Raw genomic sequence first — 19,195 nt, forward strand, 5'->3', positions numbered from 1 at the left:
AACTTTTTGGGTCCACTATAAAAGCCTCAAGCAAATGCTAGAGGCTTTTTGTATATGTTAGTAAATAATTATCAAAAATTTTGTTTGTATTTACTATAAGCGTATAAAATGTTCGTTTTTATATTTTAAATGTGAAAATAATCAGTTTTATATGCGAAAATCAGTTAAAAATATGAAAATATATATTTATATCCTCAAAGTATACACATCGTAATAGTCAGATATCAAACCTAAAGACCTATATAGTAAGGGATCTTTTGTCTTTACGTAGCGCTTAGACATAGTTAAATGCTTGCTTATAAAATTGTATGTTTTCTTTGATGATTTATAAATCACTATTTGTGTTTTTGAATAGTTAGTATTATTTCTCGTAAATTATAATAGAGAGCATGGAATGTTTCCCTATCATTCCAGGCTCTCTATTTTGTAGATTTTATCTTACTAACAAACTAAATTTTACTATTTAGAGGAATATTTAAGATTAAATCTGTTGATTATTCTACTAACAATGTATTAGTATGTTTAACAATTTCCTGGTATTGATGTTCTACATCGTCATTAATAATAACAGAAGTTACTTCATCTAGTTGATAATAGGTGAAAAAGTCTTCTTTACCAACTTTAGAAGAGTCTAAAAGTAGATATTTTTCCGTTGAATTATCTAAAGCGCGGGCCTGGGTTTTTCCTTCTTCTATAGTAGCTGTCATCACGCTATTGTCATTGACTGCATTGGCGCTAAAGAAAGCTTTATGGAATTTTAGGTTTTCCAGCACACTAAGGGTTAGGTATCCATTAAATGCTTGCGTATTTCTTTTAATTCTACCACCGAGTAGATATACTTCGATATCTTTTTCAATTAATGTTTGGAATACAGGTAAGCAATTTGTGTAAATTTGACAATTAATTTGATCTAAATTTTGTGCCATAATCTCCATTGTAGTACCTGGACCCATGAAAATAATATCGTCTTCATTGATTAGATCAATTGCCTTTAAGGCAATTCGAGTTTTTTCATGAATGTTTATAACTTTTTTATCATCATGAGAAAGTTCTTTTTTAGGATACTTGTCTTGTGAAATGGCACCGCCATGAACCCGTTTTAATGCACCATCATCTTCTAGTTCTGTTAGGTCCCTACGAACGGTCATATCTGAAACGTTTAATTTTTCAACAATATCAGTAACAGAAACGGTACCATTTTTTTGAAGAGCTTCTAGTATGAATTCGTGCCTCTTCTTTTTTAACATGGCTTGTTCACCTCATTTCTAATATCTTTATTATAAAGCAAAATCTATTTTTCTACACTTTGTTTAGGCATGTAAAGAATAAAAAGTTTAATTTATATGCATTATGTTTGGTACAAAACATAAAAATAATAAAGCCTTTTTCAAATATTTAGAATACTTGAAAAAGGCATTAAAGCTAATATTTAGTCACTATGACCTGATTGAATAGATTATTAAAGTTTTTTAGATCGATATGTCCGGTGATGCTTTCCATCGTGTTTAGCATACCACAAGTCATAGCCTGCTTTAATAAAGAGATATCATCAAGTTGATTGTCTAAGGCTGCAGCAATGCCAGCAACGGTCGAATCACCTGAACCTACTGGATTAATTACAGAGATGTTAGGAATATCTATCCTATAGTATGATGAATGATGTTTGGCAAATGCACCATTTGCACCAAGGAATACAATAATCCATTCAATACCATCAAAAATCTGAGTAGAGAGTGCGGATTTCAGGCTATCATTATCTTCAGACAGTTTATAACCCAAAATATCTGATAATTCATTAATATTGGGTTTAATTACTGATGGACGATGTTTGTTTTGTAATACAGCCATCAAACTGCTACCAGAAGAATCGAGTATAATTTTTTTGTTTTTTTGATTTGCTCGTTCAATTAAAAAGGTATAGTAATCATCTGGCAATCCATTAGGGAGTGAACCAGACATAGAAATAACATTAGCTTCTTCACTAAGTGCATCAAAATGTTTTAAAAATTGATTTGCTTCATCAGTAGAAATAGTTGGACCCTTTTCTAAGATTTCTGTTTGCATTCCTTCATGAAGAATAGCGATACAATTTCTAGTTTTCTCTTGAATAACCAGAAAATTGGATTTAATACCTGTTGCATATAACTGCTCAGTAATTTCTTCCCCTAATTTTCCGCCTAAAAAACCAGTAGCTACAACATCTTTTCCTAATTCATTGGCAACTCTACTAACGTTTAAACCTTTCCCCCCAGCTGTTTTTCTGACTTCAGTTACTCTATTCGTATTATCTAATTGAAATGTAGATAAATTATAGGATATATCTATCGAAGGGTTTAGCGTGACCGTTAAAATCATATTAGCTGGTCCTCCATTTAATCGTGATATTGTCCACGATCCCATTTTTCTAAATATTCTTGAAATAAATCAGGATTATCTGAATTATTTGTAGTTTCTAAATCAGAAATTTTTTGAATTAATTTCTGATTTTCTTCAGAGGGTTGGTATTCTTCTTTGATAAAAGCAGTAATAATATCTTCCATCAATAGTTCACCAGTAATCATTCCACCAAAAGCGATAACATTTGCGTTTAATTCACGCTTTGAATATTGAGCAGTAGTCATATCTCTTACTAAAGCGGCACGAATACCTGGTACTTTATTTACGGCATTTGAAATACCGACACCTGTACCGCAAATAACAACACCAAGATCAGCCTCACCATTTGTAACAGCTTCTCCAACTTTGCGACCAAAAATAGGGTAGTGGGTTCTTACATGATTATAAGTTCCTACGTCAATTACATCATAACCTTGTTCTACTAAATAGTCAGATACTCTAATTTTAATATCAGTGACAATATGATCACAACCAATTGCAATTTTCATACATTTTCCTCCTAATATATTTTTATTAGCACATAGCATTCAACATATCAACACGAACTTGGTGACGACCACCATCGTAATCCGCAGATAAGAATGCCTCGACAATATTTGTTGCCAACTCATCCCCAACAATTTGTGCTCCTAAGGTAATTATTTTTGAATTATTGTGCTCGCGAGTCATATAGGCAGATCGCTCATCTGAAACTTCTGCAGCAATGATTCCTTTAATTTTAACGGCAGAAATATAAGATCCTGCTCCATAGCGATCAAAAAGAATTCCTCGCGCATTATCATCTTCTAAGATTTTTTTTGCTACTTTAACAGTAGATTCTACAAAATCTTCGCTGGGTGTTTCTGATAAATCTTCAAAATCATAATTATTTGCAATTAGGAATTGCTTAACAACTTCTTTTAACTTCATACCGTCTTGGTCCGTACCGAGATAAATCTTCATAATTAAAACCTCCATTATTTTGTTATACACATATTGTATAGCCAAAACAAACAAAAAGCAACAATAAATACTGTTTGTTTTTACAACAACAAACAAAAACAAACTATTAATGCTTGACTAAACAATAAATACAGTATATTATCTAAGTAAACAAATAAACACATATAGTAACAAAAAACAACATATAAATTTTTTAATATTTAGGAGGTTAATTTATGAAGTATGTATCAGCGGAAAAGTTAAGAAAACTAGAAAAATTATCAACAGATAATCAAGTGATATCTGCATTGGCCATTGATCAAAGGGGATCATTGAGAAAAATGATTTCGGCAGAGGGGAATACAGAAGACATTCAATCCGCAGTTGAAAAATTTAAAATTGCTATTTCAGAAGAATTAACATCATATTCTTCATCAATCTTATTAGATCCCGAGTATGGTTTACCGGCAGCAAAAAGAAAAAATGAAAATGCCGGTTTATTATTGGCTTATGAAGAAACGGGATATGATGCAACTGAACCAGGTCGTTTACCAGATTTATTGCCGTATTGGTCTGCGAAAAGGATAGAGGAAATAGGGGCTGATGCAGTTAAATTTTTACTATATTATGATGCGGATGAAAGTAATGAGATAAATGATCAGAAGAAGGCATTTGTCGAGAGAATTGGTTCAGAATGTGATGCAGAAGAAATTCCATACTTTTTAGAAATTTTAACTTATGATAAAGATATAGATGACAATAAATCCAAAGAATTTGCTAAAGTAAAACCTAGAAAAGTAATTAAAGCTATAGAAGAATTCTCTAAAGACAGATATGGTGTAGATGTTTTAAAAGTGGAAGTTCCAGTAAATATGAATTTTGTAGAGGGTTTTTCAAAAGGAGAATCAGTATATACAAAAGAAGAGGCTAGTCAATATTTTGCTGACCAGGACGCCGCTACTCATCTACCATATATTTATTTGAGTGCAGGTGTATCAGCTCAAATGTTCCAAGATACTTTAGTATTCGCCAAAGAATCTGGGGCTAAATTTAATGGAGTTCTTTGTGGTAGAGCAACTTGGAAAGACTCAGTACCTATTTTTGCAAAAGAAGGAGAAAATGCAGCTAGAGAATGGCTAAAAACAGAGGGTGTTGCCAATATTGAATCTTTAAATAAGGTTTTGGATGCTACCGCCTCTTCGTGGTCAAATAGAATAGGTAGTAAATAATAGTGATATTTACTCGCAATTTTCTAGCTGATTAAGGCATAGATAGCAAGTAGTAATAAAAGTTTTTTTAACCAGTAGCGAAGGTAAAAGAACCTATAAAATACCCACTAAAAAGGCTCATAAGGTATGTGTGAATACATACTTTATGGGCCTTTTCTTGTAGCTTTTATGAATTGCGATTATCCATTTACTTTTTCATTTAAGGCATTTAAACCTGCGATACGGCCGTAGGTAAAGATATCGGTTAGTGAGTTACCGCCTAAACGATTACCTGCATGGATACCACCTGCAACTTCGCCGGCAGCGTACAAACCTGAGATTACTTGACCGTCGCTGTTGATGACGTGGGTTTGATGATCAATTTTTAAACCACCCATTGTATGGTGAAGGGCGGGGCGTCTTGGTGTTGCGTAGAATGGTGCAACTTCACATGTTAGTTCAAAGACGTTTTTACCAAATTCTGGGTCATAGCCGTCTTCAACGTAGTGGTTGTAGTTTGTCACGGTTTCGACTAGAATTTGTGGATCAACGCCGATTTGACCTGCTAATTCTGCCAAAGTATCAGCTCTGAATAATTGGCCTTCTGCAACTTCGCGGTCAATTTTTTCTTGGTTGGTATTCATGGCCGTTTCTTTAATTTTATCATCCGCAATAAGGTAGAAGAGGCCACCGTTGTCGATTGCGGCTTGACTTAATTGGTCACGGCTACCATATTCGTTGACAAATCGTTTGCCCTCTTGGTTGACCATGATGAAGTTTGCGGGTGGTACTTGCAAACCGATAAATAGGTCACCCGTTTCAGGGTCACAGGTTGGCAACATTTGTGCAAAGCCCATGCCGACTAGTTCGGCGCCGACTTCTTCACCTAATTTGATGCCGTCACCTTGGAGGGCTGATGAGTTTGAGGTGCGAATGCTATCAGGTACATCAGACCAATAGGTGTTGTATTGTTGAACCATTTTGGTATTGGCAGCGAAACCACCTGTTGCCAGTACCACTGCCTTGGCGTGGACGGTCATTTTTTGACCGGCTTTACCTCGAGCTTCAACACCAATGATGTTACCAGCTTCATCTGATAATAATTTCTTCACTTGGGCGTTGGTTAGGGTAGTGCCGCCCTTTTCAGCAAAATAGTTAGATAGGGCTTCGATATAGGCGTAACCGGCATTTTCAACGGGTTTGTGGCCACGACGCCATAGGGCACCTACTGGCATTTGGACAGTTTGACGGTCAAAGACAACACCAACTGTATTTTCCAACCATTCGACGGCGTCTAAGGCGGTGTCGGTTAAGGTCTTCACTAGTTGGTAATCACCGTAAATTTCATTGCCGTCACGGTCTTTTCGTTTACCACCAATGTAGGTTTGGAAACGATGTAGCAGGCTTGAGTCAAATAGGTATTCCTCTTCTCGACCATTATCTACTGCTTGGAAGTAGCTGTTAATTTGGTCTTGTAAGCTTCTGAAATCTGCTAGATATTCCGGATGAATTTGCTTTTCATCGTAGTTTAAGATTTTTTCTAGGGTTTGACGTTCACCGTGGATCGCTGCCATAGCGTGTTGCCATTCTGGATCAGCTGCATTCATTGGACCACCAGTACGGACGGTGTTCCCACCAATTTGGGGATATTTTTCCAGCAATATTACTGATTTGCCGGCTTCCGCAACGGTTGACGCGGCACTTAAACCAGCGCCACCGCCACCGATGACCACCACATCTGTTGTATATTCTTCAGGTGTAACTGTTCTAGAAGGATCATATTTGGGACGGAATCGAAGAATTTCAGGGTTGGCACCAGCTAATTTGGCTGCTTCTGCCACGCCGTCAATGATCCCTTTACTGGTTAATGTTGCACCGGAAATGGTATCCACGTTTAGGGTTTGCCCTTGCATGATTTGCTCTGGAATTTCAATAAAGGCAGCATCACCAATCCCTCTTGATTCGGTTGAGGTATCGATTTCAATATCTTCAATCAAGTCGTTAGAGAAGGTAACGTCCATTTGGAATTCGCCATTATGGCCAATACCAGTCACTTGATACGTACCAGGTTCAAAGGCTACTTCTGTTGGTTCATTTAATAAATTAGCGACTTCAACGAAGCGTAAGAATTTATTGAGGCAATGCGCTAGGAATTGGATGGTATGTTGGTCTTTAAGTGCGCCATTATCATCGAAGGCTTGGTCTGCTTTACCTAGTAAAAATTCATTTCCAGGTAAGACGACAGCATTCACACCAGGTGTATCAAGTGATTGACGTAGATGTAGTTGGGCACGCGAAGAGCCTTGAGGATCTAGCGAAGCACCGACAATCATCACGGGTTTCCCGTCAAATGGGTGGATGCTAGATGATAACCATTCAATTGCTGATTTAAGCCCTGAAGGAATTGAATGATTCATTTCGGGTACAGCAATAATGACACCGTCAGCTTCAGTGATCACTTGGTTTAAGTGGTTGACTGTTTCAGGTAGGTTTTCTGGGGCATCATCAAGTAGGTTAAATAAAGGAATGTCCATAATTTCTTCTACTTGGATGTCCACTAAATCAGCAAAGTGTGTCGCCATAAATTGTAGTAATTTGCGGTTATAAGATTGTTTGGCATTAGAACCAACAAGTCCGATTAATTTTTTCATAGGATCTCCTTATGCATTCACTTGATAATCATAAATTGCAACACGCGGTTCAGACGATTCTTGTGCAGCCATCGTTCGATTGAGGATATCTGCATAAATTACAAATTCGCTGAAAAGATTGTCTAATTCCTGGGCCTTATCAGCGGAGATTAGATTGCCTTCCTCATTAAACGCTTCTCCGGATTGACTTAGGAAGAATTCAGATGATGGCATGACGCGTCCTTTGACTTCGGGTGCATCGAGTATGAGACGCAAGTGTTGTTGACCGCGAGATGAGCCAAGATTTCCTAATGAGCCACCGACTATCATGACGGGTTTGTCGTATAAAGCACGTGTAGTATACGATATCCACTCGATAAATGATTTTAATGAAGATGGAATAGAGTGATTATATTCGGGAGTGACGATAATCACACCATCAGATGCAGCAATATCATCTGAAACGATTTGGATAGCTTCAGGTAATTTACGTTCGTCTGGTCGATTAAAGCCGGGAAAGCCGACTAAATCATGGCAGATTAAATCGGCAGTGTCTGCATATTTATTAGTGATGTATTGAGCAAATGTACGATTGGTTCCTTTTATATTATTTGTTCCTGCTAATACGACAAATTTCATTTTTTGTTGTCCTTTCCCTTTATATGAGTCATATAAGTGGTTAATGTTTTTACGAGGACAAATATACAACAAATAAATGTATTTGTGAAATCTTTAACAAACAAAAATATTTTTCAACAATTTTGATGCAATGATGTTTTTCTCAGTGTTGATAGAAAGGGCTTGGGCACCAATTTTGTCGGCAGTGGCAACCGCAATTTTTGGGGTATAACCAAAGAGTTGTGTCGTCAAAACTTCGCCCATGAGTGAAGAGTCGGAAACAATGGTTAGGGAGACCATATCGGGCTCGATGGGATAGCCAGTTTTGGGATCGATGATATGATGATAGGTTTTGCCTTCAAAGTTAGCAGTTCTTTCGTAGATACCCGAAGTAACAACGGATTTGTTTCGAACTTTGAGGACAGCAATCGGTTCACCTCTGTGGAGACTGGGGTTTTGGATGCCAACTTCCCATCTACCGTCCACTGCTTTTGGGTCATCGCCCATGACGACGATATTGCCACCAAAGTTGATTAAGGCGGATTGAACCCCATTCTGTTCAAAATACTGAAGCAAAATATCCGCAAAGAAGCCCTTGGCTAAACCACCAAGGTCAATAGACATGCCTTTTTGTGTTAAGAATACCGTCCGCTCCTCTTCATCAAGGACAATATTTTCAGGATTGGTCAGTGTGAGGGCCTGCTGGATTTCACTGTCACTGGGCTTTCTCGCATCATCAAAGCCAATGCGCCACAATTGAACGAGCGGGCCAATCGCGATATTGAGAAAGCCAGTTTGTAGGGAGTAATGTTTGCCAACTTTGATGAGTTGAAAGATATCTTGATCAACCTTTACGGGTTGAAGGCACGCATTTCTTTTGATGTCGGCTAGAACGGAGTCATCTGCATTTGCAGAAAAGCGGCGTTCGAAGTCTAGCACCATTCGTCGCGCCATATCTAGCACTTCATCAGGCGTTTCCTCGTTTACTTTTAACTGTATTAACGTGCCCATGGCGTTGAATGTACTTTCCTTCATAGCCTATTGCCAGCTCCATTCATTCTATATTTGTTGGTTTATGATACCGCTACTTAATATTCACTGCCAAGTATAATCCTAGTTGGTCAGAGAAGCTATACAGATGATGGGGTCTTTTGGCCATGACAGGCAGTAACATATGCAACAGCTTTTGTGGATGTAGCTTTTGTCAGGATACATTACGAAAAGGCTTGCATAAAATTGCCGTTTTAAGTTTACTATTCCGTCTAAATATTATAGAGTGATGTTGAGGAAGATTTATACAACAGAACACTTTTATTGGATAAGGAGTAGCGATTTGAAACTGTTAACGTTAAATACCCATTCTTATGGTGAAGAGAATCAAGATCAGAAGTTGGCCTACATTGCGCAATCGATTGCTGACTGGGATGTGGACATTGTTGCCTTACAAGAGGTAAATCAAAATATTGTTGGCAAGCAAGTGAAACCCGAAAATTTGCCGAATTTTATACGAACTGACGGTCAGGTGAATATTAAGAAGAATAATTTTGCTTTGCGATTGGTGAATGCATTGGCTGAACTTGGTAAGACCTATTACTGGGCTTGGACAATGACGCATATTGCAGGTGATATTAAGCAAGAGGGTGTAGCAGTCCTATCAAAATACCCAATTGAGAGTGCCACTTCTTTCAATATGTCTGAAAGCCACAATATTCTAAACTATAAGACACGCCGTATCATTACAGCCAAGATTACCGATGACAAGGGCTATACCTTCATGGCCGTTTCTGGGCATTTCTCTTGGTGGCATGGGGAAAATAACACTGAGTTCCATTATGAATGGCAACAAGCTGAAAAATACTTGCTACGCACGAATCTACCCATCTATTTCATGGGTGACTTTAATAATCCGGCAAATTCTGAAGGCTACGATTATATGGTGGGAACGGATTTACCAATCCAAGACGCCTACCCAATTGCGGAAGAGACTGTTGGTGAATCGACTGTCTTGAAGGAGATTGCTGGTTGGAAAGGCTTGAAAGAACAAATCCGTATAGATTACATTTTTGTGCCGGATGATGTGGCAGTGAAACGTTCTGAAGTCGTGTATGACGGTGAACGTCAGCAAACGGTTTCGGATCATTCAGGTGTATTCGTAGAAACAAAAGCATAATAGTAGTTGGAAAGAGGCTGAAAGGCCTCTTTTTTGTGGGCATAAAACGAGATAAATAGGCTTTTCATATTGCGCGGAGTTGTCTTTTTTCAAAAAAGTAATAAAATATTCGTGCAAGCGGTTGCACAATCGCAAGTTTTCCGCTATAATCTGAGATGAGTTATGAAACCGTTATCAAATGGTGTTAAGAAAAGGGGAGAATTTATGAAAAGACTACTTACGTTCGAATTCTGGCAACAGTTCGGTAAGGCCTTAATGGTTGTTATCGCGGTTATGCCAGCAGCAGGATTGATGATCTCAGTTGGGAAGGCCGTTGCCTTGTTTGGGGCGGATACTGCCTTGCTAGTAACAACGGGGGCTGTGTTAGAATCTATCGGTTGGGCAATTATTGGGAATTTACATTTATTATTTGCGATTGCAATCGGTGGTTCTTGGGCTAAGGATCGTGCAGGTGGTGCCTTTGCGGCAGCCGTGTCATTCGTATTATTAAACCGTATTACGGGTGCTTTATTCGGGGTTTCTTCAGACATGTTGGCAGATCCAGCCGCTGTTACGCATACGGTATTGGGGCAAACCATTCCAGTTGCAGGTTACTTTACGAGTGTATTAGAAGCGCCAGCCTTAAATATGGGGGTATTCGTAGGGATTATCGCTGGTTTTATTGGGGCATCTGCCTACAATAAATACTACAACTACCGTCGTTTACCGGAAGTATTATCTTTCTTCAACGGAAAACGTTTCGTACCATTTGTGGTAATTGCATGGTCTTTAGTGACAGCTTTAGGTTTATCATTTGTATGGCCAGTTATCCAAACAGGTATTAATAACTTTGGTCAATGGATTGCTACTTCTCAAGACACGGCACCAGTAATTGCACCATTTATCTACGGTACCTTAGAACGTCTATTATTACCATTTGGTTTACACCATATGTTAACTATTCCAATGAACTATACGGAACTTGGTGGTACTTATGAAATCCTTACGGGTGCACAAGCAGGGGCACAAGTTGTGGGTCAAGACCCACTTTGGTTAGCATGGGCTACCGACTTGGCTAACTTCAGCAAAGCTGGGGACACACAAGGATACCAATTTGTTATGGAAAACTGGGTACCTGCACGTTTCAAAGTGGGACAAATGATTGGTTCTTCTGGTATTTTGATGGGTCTTACTTACGCAATGTATCGTAATGTCGACCAAGATAAGAAAGATAAATACAAATCAATGTTCATTTCGGCAGCAGCAGCAGTATTCCTAACAGGGGTTACAGAACCACTAGAATATATGTTTATGTTTATCGCCATGCCACTATATGCGGTATATGCAGTCATCCAAGGTTTGGCCTTCGCTATGGCTGATATCATCAATTTGCGTGTGCATTCGTTCGGTATGATTGAGTTCTTTACACGTATGCCATTAGCGTCTCAAGCTGGTTTAATGGGCGATGTAATCAACTACTTATTAGTGTCACTTGCATTTGGGGTATTCACATACTTCGTGGCAAACTTTATGATTCAAAAATTCCATTATGCAACACCAGGTCGTTTAGGTAACTACGAAGAAGGTTTAATTAATAAAGATGAAACGACAGCTTCAAGTGAACAAGGAACTGCCGTAGCTGGTTCTGAAAATGACCAACAAGTAGCAGATGTGATCTACCTATTAGGTGGACCTGACAACATCGATTATGTCGATGCATGTATGACACGTTTACGTGTAACGGTTAAGGATACCAACTTAGTTGGGGCAGAAGATGCATGGAAAGCTGCAGGTGCCATGGGCTTAATGGTTCGCGGTACAGGGGTTCAAGCAGTCTACGGGCCAAAATCAGATATTTTGAAATCTGATATTAACGACTTGTTGGACAATGGGGCTGCAATTCCAGCACCATCAAGCAAGTTAACCAATCAAGATGCAAGTGCAAGCGAAACAGCATCAACAGAAGCGGTTACTTTTAAGGGTGTTACAACGGACATGAAGGCGCCAGTTGAAGGGCAATTGTTAGCCATTTCTAGTGTCAATGACCCCGTCTTCTCCGAAAAAATGATGGGTGATGGTTATGCCATTGAACCTGTAGCAGATGCAGTTTCTGCACCAGTTTACGCACCTGTATCTGGGAAGGTGGTTTCTATTTTCCCAAGCCATCATGCAGTGGGTATTGAAACGAAAGATGGATTAGAAGTATTATTACATATGGGCTTAGACACGAATACAATGCAAGCGAAAGTCTTTGGTTTAACGATTGAAGTTGATCAAGAAGTAACTGCTGGTCAAGAAATCGGGCGAATTGATTTAGCTGCGATTGAAAATGCTGGCAAAGAAAAGACTGTCGTTGTCGTGATTACAAACTCTGACAAATTGGCTAGCCTAGATGTAACAGCAACCGATCACAAAGATGGCGGTCAAAGTGTTGCAACAGCACACAGTTAAAAGCTATTGATATAAAAGAAATTAGTTAATGGAGGTGTCACTTTTTGTGCACCTTCCATTAGCTGTTTTTTGAGGGATTATTGTAAACGCTTACTAAAATACAAAACGATTCAGGTCATGTCTATGCAAGGACTAATGTCAGCTCAGAGCTATTGCAAAAGGATGCTAAGAGAGACGAGAGCACTACAAGTAAAAATGACCACGTGCACACGTGTAAAAGAGGAAAGGGGGACAAGAATTTGGACAAAGCGGCACTATACCATCGCCCAGAAAGCGAGTTTGCCTATCTATACTCAGACGAAATTGCCCATATTCGCCTACAAACCAAGAAAGATGATGTAAAGGCAGTTGATGTATTAGCGGGGGATGTCTACCTCCACCATGAAGGAAAGTGGTACCAATCGGGTATCCCAATGACGAAAGTTGGGGCAACAGAAACCCATGATTTTTGGCAGGCATCTGTAACGATTCCAACCAGACGCCTGGCCTATGGATTTAAGGTTTACGGTCATGATGGCGAGGATGTCTTTTATTGTGACCGTGGGGTATATCATGGGGATGACTTGGTCATGTTGGAACAAGTCAATGCCTATTTCCGTTTACCCTATTTCCATGAACGAGACATGATGAAGACGCCGGAATGGGTGAAACATACCGTCTGGTACCAAATTTTCCCAGAGCGTTTTGCTAATGGAAATCCGGCCAATGATCCTGAAGGGGTCTTAGCCTGGAATCATGAGGATCACCCACGGCATGATGCCTTTTATGGTGGCGATTTACAAGGCATAATTGATCATTTAGATTATCTGCAAGATTTGGGCATTACAGGTCTCTATTTAACGCCGATTTTCAAAGCGCATACCAACCATAAATATGATACGACAGATTATATGACTATCGATCCAGCTTTTGGGAATGCGACGATTTTGAAAAATCTAGTGGACCAAGCCCATGAACGAGGGATGAAGGTCATGCTAGATGCGGTCTTCAACCATATTGGCTACTACGCACCGCAATGGCAGGATGTTTTGGCAAATCAAGAAGATTCAATTTATCGCGATTGGTTTCATATTCGAAAATTTCCCGTGCAGCCATTTGAACCAGTCAATTATACCGACCCGGATGCCTTAACAGCTGCGCGGCAAGGTTTGACCTATCATACCTTCGCCTTTGAGCCCCACATGCCCAAATTCAATACGGCCAATCCGGAAGTTCATGACTACTTATTAAAGGTAGCGACACATTATATCGAAGCCTTTGATATTGATGGTTGGCGATTGGATGTAGCGAATGAAGTGGACCACCAGTTTTGGAAGGACTTCTTCCGTGCCTGTACGGGGTTAAAGGAAGATTTCTATATTATTGGCGAAATTTGGCATTCCAGTCAGAAATTTCTCGAAGGCGATGAGTTCCATGCCGTTATGAATTATGCCATGACCGACCAGATTAAAGATTTCTTCTTTGGGAATCCGATTGATGAACGACCCTTATCAAGTGGACGTATGCGGGCTTCTATGACCCGTCAACGCATGCTTTACCGGGATCAAGTCAACCAAGTGCAGTTTAATTTGCTGGATTCGCATGATACGGATAGGGTCTTGCATCGTGCGAAAGGGGATAAACAAAAGGTGAAGGCAGCGCTCACCTTTATGATGATGCTTGAAGGAACGCCGTGCATCTATTACGGTACCGAGGTTGGCCTAGATGGCGGGCATGATCCAGATTGCCGGCGTGTCATGATTTGGGATGAAGCTGCCCAAGACAAAGATATGCTAGCCTTTACCAAGGATTTGATTCAATTACGTAAGCAATACAGTGATTTGATTACGTATGGCGAATTTCACTGGCGGTTGGATGACCTCGCGGATGTTGCGAATCATCGGGTGCTGTCGTTTGAAAAAATTGATCAAGATTGGCGTATGTTAGCCATTTTCAACCAAGGGTCAGAAATAATCGCGGAACAATTTGATGAAAGTACAAATATTGTATCGTCAAATCTTGCAAATTTTGAGGAAAATCGACTTACGGTGGCGCCTGGTGGATGGGCAATTTGTATAGACAGGCGAGCTTAAGCGGTTTGCTTGTTTGCAAATTTTAGATACAATTATTGGCTAGTAAAAACTTTTACGAAAACGGTTGCAAAGCCAAAATTTATATGTAATAATGCATGTAAGCGATTACAATAATTGGGTATTTAAATTTTAGGAGGAAGATATAAATGAGTAAATTGCAGTGGAAAAAAGCAGCGTTTGGTTTAGTTACTGCTTCAGCAGCTTTAGTGCTTGCAGCTTGTGGTAACGGTGGCGAAGATACAGCAAGTTCATCTGCTTCAAGCGAACCAGCTGAAGGCGGAACTTTACAAGTTTCTGTAGGTCCTGACTACGTAGATTACGTAAATGAAATTGCACCTGCTTTTGAAGAAGAAACAGGTATCGATGTTGAAGTGGTTGAACGTGAAATGTTCGAAACTTTAGATGCTTTGTCATTAGATGGTCCAGCTGGTATCGCACCAGACGTTACGATTGCACCTTATGACCGTATTGGTAACTTAGGTATCCAAGGTCACTTAACACCGGTTACTTTACCTGAAGATGACCGTTATGATGACACTGATAAACAACAAGTTACGGCAAACGACGAAGTGTACGGTATGCCATTCGTAGTTGAATCATTAGTACTTTACTACAATAAAGACTTAATCGATGCAGCGCCAACTACTTTCGCAGAATTAGAAGCTTTATCTGAAGATTCAGCTTATGACTATGAAACTGAAGAAGGTAAGAACACTGCTTTCCTAGCAAACTGGGTTGACTTTTACTCAGCTTACGGTTTGATTTCTGGTTACGGCGGATACATCTTCGGTTCTGAGGGTACTGACACAGCTGACATTGGTTTAAACAATGAAGGTGCTGTTGAAGGTATCGAATACGCGAAAACTTGGTACGAAAAATGGCCAGAAGGTATGTTAGATACAACTTCAGCAGGTAGCTTTGTAGATGAAACATTCATCGCTGGTGACGCTGCGGCAATCATCGGTGGACCTTGGTCAGCAGCTTCTTATGATGAAGGTGGCGTAAACTACGGTATTGCACCAATGCCTGAATTACCAAATGGCGAATCTTACCAACCATTCGGTGGTGGTAAAGGTTGGATCATTTCAGGATATACTGAAAATGCTGAAGCAGCGCAACAATGGGTTGAATATGTAACAACTGAAGAAAACCAAACAGCTTTACACGAATTTAACTCTGAAGTACCTGCTAACCAACAAGCACGTCAAGCAATCGTAGATGCTGGCGAAAATGAATTAGCAGTTGCCGTTATCGAACAATACAACAACGCTGTACCAATGCCAAACATTCCAGAAATGGCTGAAGTTTGGACGGGTGCTGAAACAATGATGTTCGATGCAGTATCTGGTAACAAATCAGCACAACAATCTGCTGATGATGCTGTGAAAGTTATCCAAGATAACATTGCTCAAAAATACTAAGATAGACATTCTTTGACAATTAGAGGATGGTTTAGCCAATGGTTTAGTAATCATCGCTAACCATCCTTTGCTATTTTATATAACGATTATCAGTCAAATAGTGTCGAAGAGACGTAACAGAATTGTTTTTAGTGAAGGAGTTGATTGCAGTGGCGAAGACTGCAAATGAAAGAAAAAAAGTGCACTTCACATCTGAACAAAAGAAACAAATGAGGACGGCAGCACTTGCTTCCATCATTCCTGGTGGGGGTCAGTTCTATAATAAGCAAGCATTCAAAGGGATTATCTTCCTGATTATCTTTGCTTTATATGTTTTCCATCTGTTTAGCTTTGGTTTTGATGCCTTTAACGGGTTATTCACCCTAGGTTCAACACCGCGTGAAGATCACTCACTATTCCTCTTAATTGAAGGGGTGCTCGAATTATTAATTACGGTTATTTTCTTGATTTTCTATGGCGTCCAAATGTGGGATGCCTACAATATAGCGAAAATCAATGCCATTAACCCAGATAAAGTGAACCGGACACCAAAGGCCATTTTGAACAACTTATATGAGACAGGTTTCCCTTATATTTTAACGGTACCGGCATATATTTTGATGTTGTTTGCCATTGTGTTCCCGGTAGTTGTTACGATTTTAATCGTGTTTACCAACTATGATTTCCAACATATCCCACCAGCTAAATTAATTGACTGGACAGGATTGGAAACATTCAGTTCAATCTTTACCTTATCAACATACCGTGAAACCTTTGGGGCGGTATTCTCATGGACGGTCATTTGGACCCTATGTGCAACAACCTTGCAAGTAGGTTTGGGTATCTTCCTAGCGATTTTGATGAATCAACCATTTATCAAATTTAGACGCTTCTTCGGGGTAGTTTTACTATTACCTTGGGCGGTACCAGCCTTCATTTCCATCCTAACATTCTCAAATATGTTTAACCCATCTGCGGGTGCAATCAACTCGCAAGTCATTCCTTTTATCAATAACTTAATTCCATTCTTTGATATTCCAGCACTAGCTTGGAAGACAGAACCTTTCTGGACCAAAGTGGCGTTGATTTCGATTCAAGGATGGTTAGGTTTCCCATACATTTACGTGTTGACAACATCTATTCTTCAATCCATTCCTGGTGAATGGTATGAAGCAGCGTCAATTGATGGGGCTTCACCATTACAGAAATTCCGTTTCATTACCTTCCCGCACATCTTATCAGTGGCGGCACCCGTATTAATTACCCAATATACAGGGAACTTCAACAACTTCGCGATGATTTACTTATTCAACGAAGGTGGTCCTGGATCAGTTGGGAATAATGCCGGTACAACGGATATCTTGATTTCATGGGTCTACAAACTGACGACCGGACAATCACCACAATATAATGTTTCTTCAGCGATTACCATTATCATTTCAGCGATTGTTATCGTGATTTCATTGATCATCTTTAAATCAACCAACGCTTTTGAAATGGAGGACTAAATCATGGCTGAGCAAAAAGCACGCAGAACGAAAAATCACGGCCACTTCTGGTCTAAATTCTTCACCTATGCATTCTTGGTATTTATGTGTATCGTAATTATCTATCCATTATTAATTACGGTTACATCCGCTTTTAAAGGCGGTAACTTGATTGCCTTCGATTTAGACTTTACAGGGCCATTTACCTTAAATAACTTTACACGACTCTTTACGGAAACCCAATATGGTCAATGGTATCTAAATACCTTGATTGTAGCGGTAATTACTATGGCACTTCAGGTAACGATTATCACCCTTGCTGGGTATGCCTACTCACGTTACCGCTTTGCTGGACGTAAACAATCACTTAAATTCTTTATCATTGTACAAATGGTACCAACAACGGCAGCCTTAACAGCCTTCTACGTTATGGCCTTGCAAGTAGGCGGTTTGGACAAGTTATGGTTCCTAATCTTCGCCTATGTTGGTGGTTCGATTCCAATGAACTCTTGGTTGATGAAGGGGTACTTTGATACCGTGCCAATCGACTTAGATGAATCGGCAAAACTAGACGGTGCAGGACATTTAAGAACCTTCGCCCAAATCGTTCTACCATTAGTAAGACCAATGATCGCGGTACAAGCTTTATGGGCATTCATGACACCATTTGGTGAATACATGCTAGCGAGATTTATCTTGCGTTCACCAGAAAACTACACGGTAGCCATTGGTTTACAACAATTCATCACCAACCCTCGTGAACAACGGGTAACCCTATTCGCGGCGGGGGCAATCCTAATTGCCTTACCAATCTCTATCATGTTCTTCTACTTACAAAAGAACTTTGTATCTGGTTTGACCGCTGGTGGTACGAAAGGTTAGGCAAATAACTGACAACAAACATGTAATAGAAAGATAGGCGATGTATGTGCTAAGAGATTTATTTCCCGTCAATTACTTCAAAAGTATATGGACACCAAGCAAAATATGGGGCAATCGTCACGAACTGAAATGGTGGCAAATGCTAATTGTGGTCTTATTCCTGAATGGTTTGATGACCATTCCCGTGACCATTAATTACGCCAATATGACCAACTTTCCAGTCACCGATTACTACCCACAGTCCATGCACTTGGTAGACCAAAACGTGGCGGAAAACTTGGCACAGCTTAGATATGCCAACGGCGAAATGTTGGTAGATAGCCCACAAACCATCGAAAGCGACCAAGGCCTAGTAGCCATCGGCGCTTCTGATGATGATGTAGCAAAAATACTAGCAAGTGGCGAAACAGCCCTTGTCTTCCAGGAAAACCAATATATGCTGGTGGAACCGGGCGCACCAACCGCTACCGTCCTTTATACCAAGGACTTTGATTTAAGTGGGCTAGATGCAACCGGCATTCAAGCCAGTCTGAGCCAAGAATGGCTTGATCAAAACCGCGTGCTAGTGGTCTTGATTTTCTCAACCGTTATTAGTGCCATTCTATTGGCTATGTCCCTATTCTTGGTTGGCGTTGCAGCTCTCATGTTCTACATGACCAAGGGAAGCCCGCTAACGTCAATTGAAACGTTTAAAGAATCAGTCAACCTGATTTTAAATGCGATGACACTACCAACAGTGATTGCCATGGTGTATGGTCTGTATCAATTTGATGTAGCCATGATGGCCACTGTACAAACGGCAGGTTTAGTATCCATGCTATTGCTTGTCATGTGGAAGACGCGTTTTCGTGATGGTAGGCTGGATGAATACCGCTTACTAGAGGCTTAGGCCCTAGTGGTTGGTGAGTGTGAGGACTTGCCTTGATGGTATTGTTTGCCTTGTAACATGTTTGACTAGAATGATGAAAATGTGCATTTTT

General features: G+C 39.8%; 15 protein-coding genes. 8 read left to right on the top strand and 7 right to left on the bottom strand.

Going from position 1 to position 19,195, the window contains the following annotated elements; genetic code table 11:
• Window positions 1–494: 494 nt before the first annotated feature.
• The 4 genes from EF384_RS06585 to lacA form a co-directional block, all read right to left on the bottom strand.
• Complete coding sequence (locus tag EF384_RS06585; RefSeq protein ID WP_123780479.1) at window positions 495–1,247, bottom strand: DeoR/GlpR family DNA-binding transcription regulator; 753 nt, start codon at window positions 1,245–1,247, stop codon at window positions 495–497.
• A 175-nt stretch (window positions 1,248–1,422) separates the two neighbouring features.
• Complete coding sequence (gene lacC / locus EF384_RS06590; RefSeq protein ID WP_123780481.1) at window positions 1,423–2,355, bottom strand: tagatose-6-phosphate kinase; 933 nt, start codon at window positions 2,353–2,355, stop codon at window positions 1,423–1,425.
• Between the two features lie 17 nt (window positions 2,356–2,372).
• A complete protein-coding gene (gene lacB / locus EF384_RS06595) occupies window positions 2,373–2,885 on the bottom strand; it encodes a galactose-6-phosphate isomerase subunit LacB (protein ID WP_123780483.1) in 513 nt (170 codons plus the stop codon).
• Between the two features lie 25 nt (window positions 2,886–2,910).
• Window positions 2,911–3,339: a galactose-6-phosphate isomerase subunit LacA gene (gene lacA / locus EF384_RS06600; protein WP_123780485.1), complete on the bottom strand. Its 429-nt coding sequence runs from the start codon at window positions 3,337–3,339 to the stop codon at window positions 2,911–2,913.
• 215 nt (window positions 3,340–3,554) lie between these two features.
• Between lacA and lacD the strand changes: the two genes are divergently transcribed.
• Window positions 3,555–4,547 (top strand): tagatose-bisphosphate aldolase, encoded by a 993-nt coding sequence (gene lacD, locus EF384_RS06605; protein WP_123780486.1) that lies wholly within the window; start codon window positions 3,555–3,557, stop codon window positions 4,545–4,547.
• Window positions 4,548–4,726: 179 nt separating this feature from the next.
• Here the strand turns inward: lacD and EF384_RS06610 are convergent, their stop codons facing one another.
• The 3 genes from EF384_RS06610 to EF384_RS06620 form a co-directional block, all read right to left on the bottom strand.
• A complete protein-coding gene (locus EF384_RS06610; RefSeq protein ID WP_123780488.1) occupies window positions 4,727–7,177 on the bottom strand; it encodes a flavocytochrome c in 2,451 nt (816 codons plus the stop codon).
• Window positions 7,178–7,186: 9 nt separating this feature from the next.
• Window positions 7,187–7,795, bottom strand: coding sequence for an NADPH-dependent FMN reductase (locus EF384_RS06615; protein ID WP_123780490.1), 609 nt, complete (start codon window positions 7,793–7,795; stop codon window positions 7,187–7,189).
• Window positions 7,796–7,888: 93 nt separating this feature from the next.
• Window positions 7,889–8,809: an FAD:protein FMN transferase gene (locus tag EF384_RS06620; protein WP_123780492.1), complete on the bottom strand. Its 921-nt coding sequence runs from the start codon at window positions 8,807–8,809 to the stop codon at window positions 7,889–7,891.
• A gap of 298 nt (window positions 8,810–9,107) precedes the next feature.
• Between EF384_RS06620 and EF384_RS06625 the strand changes: the two genes are divergently transcribed.
• The 7 genes from EF384_RS06625 (at window position 9,108) to EF384_RS06655 (ending at window position 19,104) form a co-directional block, all read left to right on the top strand.
• The gene (locus tag EF384_RS06625; RefSeq protein WP_123780494.1) at window positions 9,108–9,944 is read left to right on the top strand and encodes an endonuclease/exonuclease/phosphatase family protein; all 837 of its coding nucleotides are present in this window, start codon (window positions 9,108–9,110) and stop codon (window positions 9,942–9,944) included.
• A 204-nt stretch (window positions 9,945–10,148) separates the two neighbouring features.
• Entirely contained in the window at window positions 10,149–12,374 is a 2,226-nt protein-coding gene (locus EF384_RS06630) for a PTS transporter subunit IIBC (protein ID WP_123780496.1), read from the top strand.
• A gap of 239 nt (window positions 12,375–12,613) precedes the next feature.
• On the top strand, window positions 12,614–14,446 hold the full coding sequence (locus EF384_RS06635) for a glycoside hydrolase family 13 protein (RefSeq protein WP_123780497.1): 1,833 nt from the start codon (window positions 12,614–12,616) through the stop codon (window positions 14,444–14,446).
• Between the two features lie 146 nt (window positions 14,447–14,592).
• Window positions 14,593–15,867, top strand: coding sequence for an extracellular solute-binding protein (locus tag EF384_RS06640; RefSeq protein WP_123780499.1), 1,275 nt, complete (start codon window positions 14,593–14,595; stop codon window positions 15,865–15,867).
• A 209-nt stretch (window positions 15,868–16,076) separates the two neighbouring features.
• Window positions 16,077–17,354 carry a carbohydrate ABC transporter permease gene (locus EF384_RS06645; protein ID WP_123780518.1) on the top strand — a complete coding sequence of 426 codons (1,278 nt, stop codon included), beginning with the start codon at window positions 16,077–16,079 and terminating at the stop codon, window positions 17,352–17,354.
• Window positions 17,355–17,357: 3 nt separating this feature from the next.
• Window positions 17,358–18,215: a sugar ABC transporter permease gene (locus EF384_RS06650; RefSeq protein WP_123780500.1), complete on the top strand. Its 858-nt coding sequence runs from the start codon at window positions 17,358–17,360 to the stop codon at window positions 18,213–18,215.
• 40 nt (window positions 18,216–18,255) lie between these two features.
• Entirely contained in the window at window positions 18,256–19,104 is an 849-nt protein-coding gene (locus tag EF384_RS06655; protein WP_123780502.1) for a DUF1189 family protein, read from the top strand.
• The last annotated feature ends 91 nt before the right edge of the window (window positions 19,105–19,195 follow it).

It is taken from the genome of Aerococcus agrisoli, assembly GCF_003797145.1.
In the GTDB taxonomy this organism is placed as follows: Bacteria; Bacillota; Bacilli; order Lactobacillales; family Aerococcaceae; genus Aerococcus; species Aerococcus agrisoli.

Bases quoted from the DNA above. Each gene is read 5' to 3' on its own strand.
- lacB (WP_123780483.1), bottom strand. From the start codon at position 2,885: ATGAAAATTGCAATTGGTTGTGATCATATTGTCACTGATATTAAAATT.
- EF384_RS06610 (WP_123780488.1), bottom strand. From the start codon at position 7,177: ATGAAAAAATTAATCGGACTTGTTGGTTCTAATGCCAAACAATCTTAT.
- EF384_RS06655 (WP_123780502.1), top strand. From the start codon at position 18,256: ATGTATGTGCTAAGAGATTTATTTCCCGTCAATTACTTCAAAAGTATA.
- lacA (WP_123780485.1), bottom strand. From the start codon at position 3,339: ATGAAGATTTATCTCGGTACGGACCAAGACGGTATGAAGTTAAAAGAA.
- EF384_RS06585 (WP_123780479.1), bottom strand. From the start codon at position 1,247: ATGTTAAAAAAGAAGAGGCACGAATTCATACTAGAAGCTCTTCAAAAA.
- lacD (WP_123780486.1), top strand. From the start codon at position 3,555: ATGAAGTATGTATCAGCGGAAAAGTTAAGAAAACTAGAAAAATTATCA.
- EF384_RS06640 (WP_123780499.1), top strand. From the start codon at position 14,593: ATGAGTAAATTGCAGTGGAAAAAAGCAGCGTTTGGTTTAGTTACTGCT.
- lacC (WP_123780481.1), bottom strand. From the start codon at position 2,355: ATGATTTTAACGGTCACGCTAAACCCTTCGATAGATATATCCTATAAT.
- EF384_RS06615 (WP_123780490.1), bottom strand. From the start codon at position 7,795: ATGAAATTTGTCGTATTAGCAGGAACAAATAATATAAAAGGAACCAAT.
- EF384_RS06620 (WP_123780492.1), bottom strand. From the start codon at position 8,809: ATGAAGGAAAGTACATTCAACGCCATGGGCACGTTAATACAGTTAAAA.
- EF384_RS06645 (WP_123780518.1), top strand. From the start codon at position 16,077: ATGAGGACGGCAGCACTTGCTTCCATCATTCCTGGTGGGGGTCAGTTC.
- EF384_RS06630 (WP_123780496.1), top strand. From the start codon at position 10,149: ATGAAAAGACTACTTACGTTCGAATTCTGGCAACAGTTCGGTAAGGCC.
- EF384_RS06650 (WP_123780500.1), top strand. From the start codon at position 17,358: ATGGCTGAGCAAAAAGCACGCAGAACGAAAAATCACGGCCACTTCTGG.